Source organism: Confluentibacter flavum (genome assembly GCF_002843175.1).
Lineage (GTDB): Bacteria > Bacteroidota > Bacteroidia > Flavobacteriales > Flavobacteriaceae > Confluentibacter > Confluentibacter flavum.
Window position 1 is genome coordinate 1 of record NZ_PJEO01000019.1, and the last position, 13,551, is coordinate 13,551.

Here is a 13,551-nt window from a genome sequence, read left to right on the forward strand (position 1 = left end):
GCTGACTCCAAATCTAATGCACCAGCAAAACAAACTTAAAATGAAAACCTATAAAACTAAATACAGCATCAAAAACGTTTTTGATGCTGTTTAATTAATCTATTTTTGTCTAATAACCTGTATCGATTTTTTAGGACTAGTCATTGATACGTAATACCAATATTTATATTTCTTCCCATATTAAAAATGCCATCAGGTTTGAGCCTTGATAAGTGATTTATATAAGTTACATTGGTTAAGTTAGTGCCAGATAATGTAATGGTTGCTTCGTTTTTAAATAAAGAAAAAGTACCACCCAATCCCGCACTTAATAAGCTATATCCAGCAGTATCGGTTTCGAAAACTCCAACATTGTTTTGCGTAAATGTAGATTTTAGTTTTAAAAATGCATAGCCTTGTTTTAGCCAAGTTTTTTCAAATTCTACCCTAATAATATTTGATATGGAGTTGGCAGGGATTAATGGCAAGTAGGCATCATTTTTTTGTTTTCCTGTCACGGTTTCAAAACTGGATTCTATATGTAACCAATCTAAAGGATGTGGGTGAATATGTAGCCCAACTTCACCACCATACAATCTAGCATCATCTTGTAAATAAACAAAAACAGGGTCTCCTTCAATGACAGTTCCATCTGGGGATAAGAAAATGTAGTTATTGACTTTATTATAAAATCCGTTCACAAAAAACTCAACATGCTCATTTTTAAATTCAAAATTGATATCACTTTGGAAATTTTGTTCATTTTTTAGGTCAGGATTACCAATTTCGTACCTATTTGTGCCTTCGTGTGTACCATCGGATGTTAATTCTGCTAAATTAGGAGCTCTAAAGCCTGTTGATAAATTTATTCTAGTGATTATGTTTTTGGCAATATTGGTTTTAATGCCTGCGGCACCATTAAAGCTATTGAAGCTTTTTTGTATGGCACCAGATTGAATATTAATATGTCTATTATCATAACGAACACCCAATTGTAAATCTGTTTTGTCAAAATGAACGTGCGAAACACCCAATATGCCAAAATCATTGGTAGTAGCATCAGGAATTAATGTTTCCTCGCCATAGTTGGTATTTACCTGATTCATGCCTTGCATACCGACTATGGTTTCAAATTTTCCTAGTGTTGGTAAATGATATTTCACATCGTAATTGGCTGTTTTTAATTTCATGTGAAGAGCAGCTTCTAAGACCTCATCCTCATCTTCATCTTCTTCATGTTCTTCCTCTTCCTCTTCATCATGATGGTGTTCTTCAAACTCTTTTCTATCATTATATATATACCCTAAATTGATGTCTAATCTAGAATTGTTAAGATATACGGTTGATTTTGAACTGAACACATGATTGGTAATTTCTTGAAAAGGAAGCAAAGGGGTTCTTAGGATAGATTGCTCTCCAATATCTTCTGGAATGCCCAATTTAGAGTGGTTTACATTGTATCTAAATTCTGTTTTAAAACCTTGGTCCTGATAGCCAATACCAGCTTTAAAATCTTGTTCTCTAAAGCGTGTGTTGGTAACTCTGTAATCGTTGGTTTTATAATCGGAGTGTTCAGTCAGACTTCCTCTAAATAAAAATTTAAAATGATCTTCAGATGATTTAAAACCCGCATTGGTATTATAGCCTTTGGTATTGCTAAAATAGGTTCCACCAAAATCGCCTGCCGACGTGTTTGTGGGTGCAAATCTTTCAGGATTTAAATATAGCACACCTCCTAAAGCATCACTTCCATATAATAGGGAAGCAGGACCTTTAATGACTTCAATGCTTTCAATACCGTTATCGCTTATGCCTAAACCATGTTCGGCGCCAAATTGTTGATTTTCTAAACGGACGCCTTGTGCGTAAACCAAAACCCTATTAGAACTTAAACCCCTTATAACGGGCTTGCCAATACTTAGTCCTGTTGTAACACTTTCAACACCAGCTATATTGGAAATACCATCGGCTAAATTTACGGCACCACTTGCTTTTAAGTTTTTTACACTTTCTTGTTCCACTTTCATAACATTTTCACTTTGAAGTTTGTGAAATGGTGTAGAGATTATAACACCTTCCATCTCAATGGCTGAAGGCATTAAACGGATTGTAAAATCGTTTGAATTTGGAATAAAGATGTTTATGGATTGTGTTTCATAGCCTATAATGGACACTTGCATGGTGTGCTTTCCAGATGGTATGTTGTCAATTTGAAACATACCATTTTCATTGGTTGTTGTTCCTTTTTCAAGGTCAGTAATATAGATATTAACAAACGCCAAACCTTCATTTGTATGAGCATCCATAACGGAACCTTTTATAGAACTTTGAGAGTATATATTGGTAATTGCTAGTAATAGCAATGTATTTAAAAATAATCGCATACTTATATTTTTTTAATTTAATAATGATTTTGATGCCAAATAGATTGGCTTAATAATGTATTATTAAATTAAAACGGGAGGTCCGCGAAGGGCAATTTGTAAGCGTTGGTACTTACTAAGGAATTGATATTGGGAAATGATACCTAAAGTTTGTTCTTTAGGAGTAAATAAGTTAAACTCGAAATAGGTATAGGTATATGTGTTGTTTAGTTTAAACTTGTAAAAATCGCAGTCTGTATTTAATTCGTGTAAATGCGTGGATTTTTCACCTAAACAAATATCATGTTTGTGATGAGCGAATATATGATTGAATTTCACAAATGTAGGGCCAAGTAAAAATAATGCTAAAGCAAAAGCAGAAATTTTAAATGTAATATGTTGTTTCTTCAATAACATCAACTAAAAAAGCGTTTAAATCCTAATCTGCTAAGCATTTTTTTTTCAAAATTCCAGAAGAATTTATGTTGACCAAAAAGCCAACCAAAAAAAACCAATAGAAATTGATACATAATAAAAAGTAGCAATATTCTAATAGTCCAATATAATATTGAATTAAACGTATCAGGAGTGATATTCAAATAACCTAAAATAGGTTTCCCAATATATGATGCTGTAGAGCCAGTAACAGCAAACACAATAAAAATGATGGCTATTTGAAAATTAGATTCTATGCCCCAACGTTCTTTTAACTTATTCACAGATGCAATTTAATTGCAAAAATAAGGAAAGCGATTAAATTCTTGGCGTAAAAGGACCTAATCTTTGGTTATAAGTTAACTGGAAGTAAATAAAATAATTATAGAGCTTATAATTAACTTCATAACCATAGTCTATGCCGTAACTGTAATCAATTTGCATTTGGTAGAGGTTGCCGTTGAACTGAATAGGATTTGCAGCTCTTCTATTCCATTCATTCACATAAATAATATTCCTGTTTTCCAATAATGTTTGAGAATAAAACCCTTCTGGTCTTGCATTGCCTACCAACCATGCATTAAAACCAGGCTCAATAATAATGATTTGATATTCTAAGGAATCGTTCTCTATTGTAATGGTGTCACTTAATTTGGCATTCGCTAATTTTTCGTTGGTTTGTGAAGCTATGGGCTTTGTGGTGTTACAGCCAATTATAAAGCCAAAAAGCAGTAGTATATATAATATTGTTTTCATAGTCGTTATTTTTTAATGAATTATAATCCAAAAGTATTACCCTATATTATATTTTAAAAGACATAATGAGGGAACACTGGTTTTCATTGAGCGACACTCAAAAACTGGCCAATTAAAGTTACAAAAATCATTCTTTAAATACTTGTTTATGAGTGACTTTTAACAAAAAAATACCAAACACTTGTATGTTTGGTATTTATATATCTATGAACTCTATTCTTTACTTTCTTCCAAAGAGTCCTCCTAAAAGACCACCTAGACCTCCTTTTTTTTGATTTTTACCTCCTAGAACCATGCCTGTAACATCATCAATAACACTACCATCGCCATCAGCATCCAAAATAGATTCTAAAAAACTTTGTTCATTTTTAGCAGAATTACCACCAAGCATACCACCAAGTAAACTTTCTAAACCACTAGGGCTATTGACATGTTGTTTTTTAGCTTGATTACCTAAAACGCCTAATAAAATGGGAGCAGCTACTTTTAATATTTGAGCAACGGAATTAACATCGATACCCGATTTTTGACTTATTGCCATTTGTACGTTTTGTTGTTTACTACCCAAAACATGGCCTAGTATTTTACTGCCATCTTCCATAACATCGTTGCCAACGCCACCACTAAACAAGCCACCTATATTATCTAAAATACTGCCATCGTGTTTGCTATTTAAAGCACTCATAAGTCCTTCTGCACCTTGTGGCGTAGCGGCATTACGTTTCATGGCAGCCATTAAAACGGGCAATGCCATGGTTAAAACATCTTGTGTTTTGCTTTGTGGTTGATTGGTTTCATTGGAAACACCACTAACGATTGTTTTTCCTAAATCGCTGTTTAGTAAATCTAATATTCCAGTCATAGTTTTATTTTTTAAATACAGATTTGAATGTACAAAAAAAAACTTCTAACATGGCTGCTAGAAGTTTTAATTTAAAATTATAATAATATGATTTTTAACCTAATATGCCAATAATTTGAGCCGCTAATTCTGTCCCAATTCTGTCTTGCGCTTCTTCCGTAGCTGCACCAATATGAGGTGTTAACGACAAGCCAGAATTCATTAATAAAGTAATTTCTGGTTTAGGCTCTTTTTCAAACACATCTAAAGCTGCACCAGCAATCTTCCCACTCAAAATAGCTTCAACAAGTGCTACTTCGTCTATAACACCGCCACGAGCTGCATTAGCAATATACACGCCATCTTTCATCATGTCGAATTCATTTTTGCTAATAACGTAACCATCTTGCGCAGGCACGTGTAACGTGATGAAATCTGATTGTTTTAAAACGTCTTCCTTAGAAATCGTTTTAATATCAAAATTTACTTTTTGTCCGTCAAAAAAGTCCAATTCCAAATTCGCTTTTTCAATAAAAGGATCGAATGCAACAACTTTCATGCCAGCACCTAAACCTACTTTAGCTGTTGCTTGGCCAATACGTCCAAAACCTATAACGCCTAACGTTTTTCCTTTTAATTCAACACCTTTGGCATATGCTTTTTTCAATTTACCAAAGCTAACATCACCTTCTAGAGGCATATCTCTATTGGATTGGTGTAAAAAACGTGCTAGTCCATAGAAATGGCCAAATACCAATTCGGCAACAGAATGTGATGATGACGCTGGTGTATTAATAACGTGAATGCCTTTTGATTTCGCATAGTCCACATCAATATTATCCATACCTACACCGCCACGACCAATTATTTTTATACTTGGGCAGGTGTCTATTAAATCTTTTCTAACCGTAGTTGCACTACGTACCAATAGTACGTCAATGCCTTTTTCATTAATATAATTTGCTAATTGTTCTTGTGCTACAGTTGTAGTAATCACTTCATAACCACCTTTTTCTAAGGCATCTTTACCACTTTGTGAAATACCGTCGTTTGCTAATACTTTCATTTTTTTTGTTAAAAGTTAAAAGTTAAAAGTTAAAAGTTAAAAGTTTAAGAACGATTATACTTTTACTTCGGATTAATTTTATTTTTTTTATGAGTTTGAGTGAGCATTGAAAACTGCCACTGAAAACTGTAAACTCATTTTATGCTTTACTCTCTAGTTCACTCATGACTTCAACAAGTGCTTTTACACTTTCTATAGGTAATGCATTGTACATAGATGCTCTATAGCCACCAACACTTCTGTGTCCGTTTAAGCCACTAATGCCAGCTTCTTTAAGCATGGTTTCAAATGTTTCTTTTAAGTTTTCGTTTTCTAAAGTGAATGTGGCATTCATGAATGAACGATCTTCTTTTGCTGCAAATCCTTTGAATAATGGATTTAAATCAATTTCAGAATACATTAATCTAGCTTTTTTCTCATTTAAATCTTCAATGCCTTTTAAACCACCTAGATTTTTTAACCATTCTAAAGTTAGCATAGAGGTATAAACTGCAAAAACTGGAGGTGTATTAAACATACTGCCATTCTCAATATGAACTTTGTAATCCATAATAGAAGGGATGTTACGGGACACTTTACCAAGAATATCTTCTTTTACAACAACCAATGTCGTACCTGCTGGGCCCATATTTTTTTGTGCACCAGCATAGATTAAACCAAATTGGGAATAATCCAACTGACGGGAAAAAATATCGCTACTCATATCACAGACCATTGGGATTTCGCATTTTGGAAACGATTTTAATTGCGTTCCAAAAATGGTGTTGTTTGATGTGCAATGGAAATAATCGTAATCTGAAGGAATATCATATTCCTTAGGGATATAATTAAAGTTTGCTTCTTTGGAAGAGGCAACCTCATAAATATCATCTAATTTTTTAGCTTCTTTAATAGCTTTAGAACTCCAAGTACCAGTATTTAAATAACCAGCTCTTTTTTCTAAAAGATTCATGGCTACCATTAAAAATTGGGTACTTGCGCCACCTTGTAAAAATAATGCTTTATAACCTTTGCCTTCAAGTCCCATTAATTCCAATGCCAAAGACCTTGCTTTTTCCATAACATCAATAAAAGCTTTGCTTCTATGCGATATTTCTAATATGGATAAACCATCATTGTTGAAATCAAGAACAGCCTCTGAAGACTTCATGATTACTTCTTGTGGTAAAATACTTGGTCCTGCACTAAAGTTATGTTTTTTCATTTTCCTATCCCTAGCCCTTTCCAAAGGAAAGGGAATTTAAAGGGTCGTTTTTTTTGGTTAATAATTTATTTTCATTTCCTGTCTTCCTTCCCTTAGGGAAGGATTGAGGATGGGAAATTTTAAAGATGCAAAGTTGCTAATTAATTGTATATTTTGAGGTATAAAATCAATAATTTTTTTGTTAAATCGATAATAAAAATTCAATGGAATCAACGTTATCGGCATAATCCCAAAGTTCGGGTTTCTGAGTCTTCCCAAATGGAATTTCGTTTTCCATAAATCCGTTTGAAACAACACATTGTATTTGCTCTTTTTTAGAATTCAAGGTTTCTTTCAATGCCTCCAACGAATCGTAAAATTCGTAAAAAACAGTGGCAATGGGGGACGAGAAACTTTCATCTTCTTTAATCATTAAAAATCCATTCTCCAGCATATCGAATTCGCTCATCAAATAGACAGCTTTGTTATAATCATAATTGTTAGCATATTTTGCTTTGTCTATAATGGGATGCCAATGGTAAACCGATTCAAAAAAAGCATTAAAATTATAGTCTCTTGGAACAAATAATTTAGAGACATTTCTACAACCAAGACCGTAATATCTAAAAATATCTTCCGATAGCTTTTTTAGTTCTTCAGGCGTTTCCGTTCCCAGTAAAACAGCCACCGAGTTTCTATTATTTCTTATAATGGATGGTTTCTCCTTAAAATAATATTCAAAATATCGGGCAGTATTATTGCTTCCTGTAGCAATAACCGCATCAAACTGTTCTAATTTTTCCTCAGTAAAGCTTATCAATCCTTTAAAACTTGGTTCAACATATTCCAAATATTTAGCTAAATAGGGCAGTAGGTGTTTGTCATTTGATGATTGTTTTACAATCACTTGATGCCCTGCAACCAACACCGATAAAAAATCATGAAATCCAACTAGCGGAATATTTCCGGCCATAATAATAGCTACACGTTTTTGCTGAATGCTTTCAATGTTGTATGGTTTTAGCCAGGTGATTAAGTTGTTTTCGGTCAACAAATTTGCCCAACCTTCCACGGCAAATAGAATATTTTCTTTGGTGAACCAACCATTGTATTCTTCGGCTAATTTTATTTGGTGCTTAAAGCCGTCAAAAAACAAACCGTTGTGTTCAACATTATTTTTTATATGAATAGATTCATTAGAAAATTGACTTAAAAAATCTCCTAATTTTACAAAAGCGTTAATTCTTTGCTGTAAATTCATCCTAAGTTTGGTTATGAATGGTTTTGGCGTTATTTTTGCCATGCAAAGTTAGAAAAATGTAATGAACGACCTTTTTTTAAACTTACTTTTATGATAAGTTTAAAGGAATAATATAAAAAGAAATGCTATGGCAATTATTATAACAGACGAATGTATAAACTGTGGTGCTTGCGAACCTGAATGCCCGAATACGGCAATATATGAAGGCGCAGACGATTGGCGCTACAAAGACGGTACAAGTTTAAAGGGTAAAGTGGTATTAACCAACGGTAAGGAAGTTGATGCCGAGGATGCTCAAGAACCTATAAGTGATGAGATTTACTATATTGTACCAGATAAATGTACCGAGTGTAAAGGATTCCATGATGAGCCTCAATGTGCTGCGGTATGCCCTGTGGATTGTTGTGTGCCAGATGAAGACCATGTTGAAACCGAAGAAGAATTATTGGCTAAACAACGCTTCATGCATCCAGAGGAATAATTATAATGAACAATTATGATATACAATAAATCCTGAGCGAGAGCTTGGGAATATCCATGATTATATTTGGTAAAGAATGTTCCTAAACATTTTTTACGAGCGCAAACCTTAGTGCAAACGTTTGCGCAATTTTCTGAATCAGAACAGATAAAGCAAAGCTTTTTTTTGTCTATCTTCGACAAAAAATATAGTCTTCCATCAATATAAAAACGTAATCGGGCATGAAAAAAATAGTTGGTTTATTTATCACTCTGGCAAGTTTTACAATGTCTGCACAGCAATCGAAATTTACGAACGTTTATTCTTTCATCGAAAATACAGCGGTATTTGAAATCAACCAGACTGAAGGTCACACGGTTTCTATTCCTTTTAAATCTGTTGATGAAGCATTAAATCTTCAGAAATCGAAGTCAGAAAATGTGCTTTCGTTGAATGGAAGGTGGAAATTCCATTTTGCCAATACTCCGGAAGGTACACCCAACGACTTTTTTAAATCAAATTTTAATGATCAAAAATGGTCTGACATCACCGTTCCCTCCAACTGGGAGATGCAGGGTTTTGGCGATCCTTTGTTCCGAAATGTTGCACACCCATTTAAATCCAATCCGCCTTTTGTTCCGCGCGAATACAACCCGACTGGCTCATATCGCAAAACATTTACCATACCAGCAAATTGGAAAAACAACCGCATTTTTTTGCGCATGGAGAAAACCGCTTCGGCATCATTTGTATGGATCAACGGACAGGAAGTGGGCTACAATGAAGGTGCGCAAGAGCCTGCAGAATATGATATTACCAGTTTCCTGAAACCAGGAAAAAATACCATTGCCGTCAACGTCATTAAATATTCAGATGGTGTGTATCTCGAAAGTCAGGACTATTGGCGACTGGCTGGTATTTTCGATGATGTTTGGCTGTATGCAAAATCGGATATACATATCTTCGATTGGTATGCCACTACCGACCTGGACGAAAACTATGAGAACGCACAACTGAATTTGCAGATTACGGTAAACAACCAATCGAAAACCGATAAACAGAACTACAAGGTTAGAACCTCGCTGTTTAATTCAGACAATGTGTTGGTTCAGAATTTTACTTCTGATGCTGTTCAAATAACTGCTGATAATAAACAAATTATTAATATGTCATCAGAAGTATTAAATCCTAAAAAGTGGACCGCAGAAACGCCCAATCTCTATCGGTTAACCATGGAATTAATAAACACTGAAGGAAAAACCGAAGAAGTAATTACGGGTCGTATTGGTTTTAAAGAGACTGAAATCCGCAATCAGGTTTTCTACCTCAATGGCAAGGCGATAAAACTTAACGGCATCAATACGCACATGCAACACCCCACTTTGGGACATACCATGGACGAAGCCACCATCAGAAAAGATTTTGAACTGTTTAAACAATTCAATATAAATTGTGTACGCATATCACACTATCCACCTGTAAAACGTTATCTGGAACTGGCAGACGAATATGGATTCTATATTATTGACGAAGCAGGAGTTGAAGCACATGCTACAGAATCCCTTGGCAATAATCCAGACTGGGAACCCATGTACCGCGAGCGGGTTCGCAAAATGGTATTGCACGATCGAAATCATCCATCCATTCTTTTTTGGAGTGCCGGAAACGAAAGTGGCGAAGGGAAAAATATTTGTGCCGTGATTGATGAAGGACGGAAATACGATACTACACGATATTGGATGTATGGCGGAAATGCTTTTGCGCATGACTGCGAAGAGATTATCGGGCCACGTTACCCAACACCTTTTGAACTCAAAAATCAGGTGGGGATGGTTCCTGAAAGTGTTGATTCGCGACCATCGTTTCTGGACGAATACCTTTCGGTGGCTGGAAATGCCGGTGGCGGACTGGACGAATACTGGGATGTGATTTACCAGTACCCACGCATCATGGGCGGAGCAATTTGGGATTTCGTGAGCCCGGGTTTGCGCGAACCAGTTCGCAAATTGACAGATTCTTCCCCAAACAAGGTCGCAACCCACATCATGGGACGCGCCAAACTGGTTGCCGGACACGATGGCAAAGGCATTGATCTGAATGGTCACGATCAGTGGGTGGAAGTTTATCAGGATAAAAATATTGAAGTCTCGGGTGATGAACTAACAGTTTCGCTTTGGATTTTTCCACGCGATTTAATGAAAATGGGCGGCACACTGCTCACCAAAGGAAACTATCAATTTGGTTTGCAGCAAAATGGTGATAACTCTCTCGATTTCTACATCAATACTGCGAGAATTTACAATTCGAGAAAAACAGTCGTCAGTGCTGAATTACCAAGCGATTGGACACAAAACTGGCATCATGTTGCAGGCATTTATAATGGGAAATCGATATCACTATATATAGACAATAAAAAGGTGGCTGAAGAACCGGTCACTGGGAACATTACCAATTTTCCTTTTCCTCTTAATGTGGGCAAGAATGCCGAGACACATGGTCAGCATACCTCCAGTTATTTGTGCGATGCCATTATCGATCAGGTGGGTATTTTCCCAGAAGCCATAGAAATCAATGATTTATTTACAGCAAAACCAGACTTGAAAAATCGTGCAGCTTTGTGGCTTGATTTTGAACAGGAGCAAAACGAAGGCGAGTTTTTCAGCTATGGAATTGGCGCGCGTACCTATGGAAGTATTTTTCCCGATCGGGTTCCGCAGCCTGAAATGTGGCAAATAAAAAAGTCGGCTCAACCCATTTCTGTAAAATGGAGCAATTCCGAAAAAATGGAAATTGAAGTGCAGAACCGAAACTTTTTTACCAATACGAATGCCTTTGAAGCACGTTGGAATCTGGAGGAAAACGGCATATCAATAGCTTCTGGAAAATTGGAGGTGGATGTTGAACCAGAAGCAAAAAAATTCTACGTGCTTCCTATCCCAAAGCTTCAGCTAAAAGCCGGTGCAACCTATTTGGTAACCGTTAGTTTTCATTCGAAAGAAGCTACACAATGGACGCCGAAAGGTTTTGAGCTGTATTGGGATCAATTGGAATTGCCATGGATTATTCCTGCCGATAAAAAATTGGTACAGCAGCAGACCAATCCTTTAAAAGTAACAGATAATGAGCAACATTTGATGGTATCCGGAGTAAATTTCGATTATACCTTTAATAAAGCCGATGGACAATTGTACTCCATGAAATACATGGGTTTAGAATTGCTGAAACAGGGAGCGCAACTCAATGTTTGGCGTGCGCCTCTGGCAAACGAACTGGACGACTGGACCGCTGGTTCAGCCAGAACGCAAGGCTACGGAACGATGGTTGCTGCTTCATGGTATGCCATCGGTCTGGATAATATGAATTCAAAACTTGAATCTTTTCGGGTTGAAAATAAAGATGAAAACGTCATTGTAAGTATTCGCGACATTGCTCTTTTTGGAAATTCAGGCAGGGCTGGCTTCGAAAATGAGATGATTTATACAATTTCGCCCGACGGCGACATTAGTTTACAGCACACGATTAATCCGCATGGAAGAATGCCCATGATGTTGCCACGCATCGGAACAAAATGGGTATTCAATGACCAAATGCAACATGTAGAATGGTTTGGACGTGGGCCGCAGGAGAATTACCCCGACCGCAAAACTGGGTATCGTATTGGGCTTTATCAGTCGACAGTTGATGCCATGTTTGTACCGTATTTGATTCCTCAGGATACTGGCTTGCGCACTGACAACCACTATGTGCGACTGACAAATGCTGAAGGAATCGGAATTGAGTTCTCGGCAGATAAACCATTCAATTTTAATACCTATAATTACAGTACCGAAAATTTGTCAAAGGCAAAATACAACTATCAATTGATCAAATCGGATGGTGTCACATTCAATTTCGACTACCAGACTACTGGTGTAGGAGGCACGGCAATTGGGGTGCTTAATAACTATCAAACCATTCCTCAAACCATACAATTCTCAAGTTCGATAAAACCCTTTAAAATCAATAAGTAAGCCTGATAGTAACTGGATACAACACAGCGGGTTTCAGAGCAATTTGCAAGTTCAGAGCTCGCTGGCAAGGGCAGTAACGGTGAATAGTGAAGTGGTCACGAACTCCCGAACGCTGCATACACTCAACGTTAGGCAAAATATGAAATCCGTATCCAAAATGAAATTTATTGCAAAGAATGTACAGTAAAGCTATTTCAAAATACTTTTTGGATATTAATATGTTCAACGTTCCTTTTTGTCTGATTTTCGGATTAATGTCTGGATTTTTATGGAGTGTAGTTGTTTTTTCTTCATATGGTATTTTAATCGGTTATTTAGGCTATCAGACTTTCAAAAAGAATGAATATTATGCATATTATAATCTAGGATTTAAAAAAACTGACCTTTTAAAAAAAGTGTGGTTACTTAACACATCTATTTCCATTTTAATATTTCTAATCTACTTAATATTTAGATAAATGGATTTATTAAAAGTAACCAACCTTAACAAATCTTACGGAAAGAAAATAATTTTAAAGAATATCAATCTTGATTGTAAAGTTGGAGAAATAATTGGAATATTTGGTCGCAACGGAACTGGGAAATCAACGTTATTAAAACTAATATTTGGAACAGTAAAAGCTGATTCTATTCTGATAGAAATAAATTCAGAAATCATTCCTCAAAGAAAGGTTATTTCATCAAAAAGAATAGGTTACTTACCTCAAGACACTTTTTTGCCTAAAGAACAGAGAGTTAGAGAAATAATTCCTTTGTTTTTTCCTAATGGAGAAGAGCAAGACAAGATTTTCTATTCCCCGCAAGTATCGAGTTTTGAAAAAATAAAAGTTGGAAAATTATCTTTGGGACAATTACGCTATCTTGAGTTACTGATTATAGGAAGTCTAAGTCATCAGTTCTTAATGTTGGACGAACCGTTTTCAATGATTGAGCCTATTTACAAAGATGTGATAAAAGGTTTACTACTCGAACTTAAAAAATCAAAAGGCATAATCTTGACTGACCATTATTATTATGACGTACTTGAGATAACAGATAAAAATTTCGTTATAAAAGATGGCAAAATATTTGAAATAAAGGACAAAAACGATTTAGTTAAGTATGAATATTTGAACTCAAATGAATAATAAAATACTTTACCTAACAAGTACTGTGGTGAAAAACAAATAATAAAGTATTAATTTCTCACCATTTACT

Annotated in this window: 11 protein-coding genes; 3 read left to right on the plus strand and 8 right to left on the minus strand. The window is 35.5% G+C overall.

Annotated elements, in window-relative coordinates:
• Positions 1-140 precede the first annotated feature (140 nt).
• The 8 genes from CSW08_RS07225 to CSW08_RS07260 all read right to left on the minus strand — a co-directional run bounded on the left by CSW08_RS07225 (position 141) and on the right by CSW08_RS07260 (position 7,884).
• On the minus strand, positions 141-2,363 hold the full coding sequence (locus tag CSW08_RS07225) for a TonB-dependent receptor (RefSeq protein ID WP_106659244.1): 2,223 nt from the start codon (positions 2,361-2,363) through the stop codon (positions 141-143).
• 63 nt (positions 2,364-2,426) lie between these two features.
• Entirely contained in the window at positions 2,427-2,753 is a 327-nt protein-coding gene (locus CSW08_RS07230) for a hypothetical protein (RefSeq protein WP_157831437.1), read from the minus strand.
• 5 nt (positions 2,754-2,758) lie between these two features.
• Entirely contained in the window at positions 2,759-3,061 is a 303-nt protein-coding gene (locus CSW08_RS07235) for a DUF6787 family protein (RefSeq protein WP_106659246.1), read from the minus strand.
• 34 nt (positions 3,062-3,095) lie between these two features.
• The gene (locus tag CSW08_RS07240; protein WP_106659247.1) at positions 3,096-3,533 is read right to left on the minus strand and encodes a DUF6146 family protein; all 438 of its coding nucleotides are present in this window, start codon (positions 3,531-3,533) and stop codon (positions 3,096-3,098) included.
• Positions 3,534-3,753: 220 nt separating this feature from the next.
• Positions 3,754-4,395, minus strand: a complete 642-nt coding sequence (locus CSW08_RS07245) for a DUF937 domain-containing protein (RefSeq protein ID WP_106659248.1) — start codon at positions 4,393-4,395, stop codon at positions 3,754-3,756.
• A 94-nt stretch (positions 4,396-4,489) separates the two neighbouring features.
• Positions 4,490-5,440, minus strand: a complete 951-nt coding sequence (locus CSW08_RS07250) for a D-2-hydroxyacid dehydrogenase (RefSeq protein WP_106659249.1) — start codon at positions 5,438-5,440, stop codon at positions 4,490-4,492.
• Positions 5,441-5,579: 139 nt separating this feature from the next.
• Positions 5,580-6,644: a 3-phosphoserine/phosphohydroxythreonine transaminase gene (gene serC / locus CSW08_RS07255; protein WP_106659250.1), complete on the minus strand. Its 1,065-nt coding sequence runs from the start codon at positions 6,642-6,644 to the stop codon at positions 5,580-5,582.
• A 181-nt stretch (positions 6,645-6,825) separates the two neighbouring features.
• Positions 6,826-7,884, minus strand: coding sequence for an acyl-CoA reductase (locus tag CSW08_RS07260; RefSeq protein WP_106659264.1), 1,059 nt, complete (start codon positions 7,882-7,884; stop codon positions 6,826-6,828).
• A gap of 127 nt (positions 7,885-8,011) precedes the next feature.
• Between CSW08_RS07260 and CSW08_RS07265 the strand changes: the two genes are divergently transcribed.
• The 3 genes from CSW08_RS07265 to CSW08_RS07280 all read left to right on the plus strand — a co-directional run bounded on the left by CSW08_RS07265 (position 8,012) and on the right by CSW08_RS07280 (position 13,481).
• Positions 8,012-8,365: a 4Fe-4S dicluster domain-containing protein gene (locus CSW08_RS07265; protein ID WP_106659251.1), complete on the plus strand. Its 354-nt coding sequence runs from the start codon at positions 8,012-8,014 to the stop codon at positions 8,363-8,365.
• A 221-nt stretch (positions 8,366-8,586) separates the two neighbouring features.
• Positions 8,587-12,354, plus strand: coding sequence for a beta-galactosidase small subunit-related protein (locus CSW08_RS07270; protein WP_106659252.1), 3,768 nt, complete (start codon positions 8,587-8,589; stop codon positions 12,352-12,354).
• Between the two features lie 458 nt (positions 12,355-12,812).
• Positions 12,813-13,481, plus strand: a complete 669-nt coding sequence (locus tag CSW08_RS07280) for an ABC transporter ATP-binding protein (RefSeq protein ID WP_106659254.1) — start codon at positions 12,813-12,815, stop codon at positions 13,479-13,481.
• The last annotated feature ends 70 nt before the right edge of the window (positions 13,482-13,551 follow it).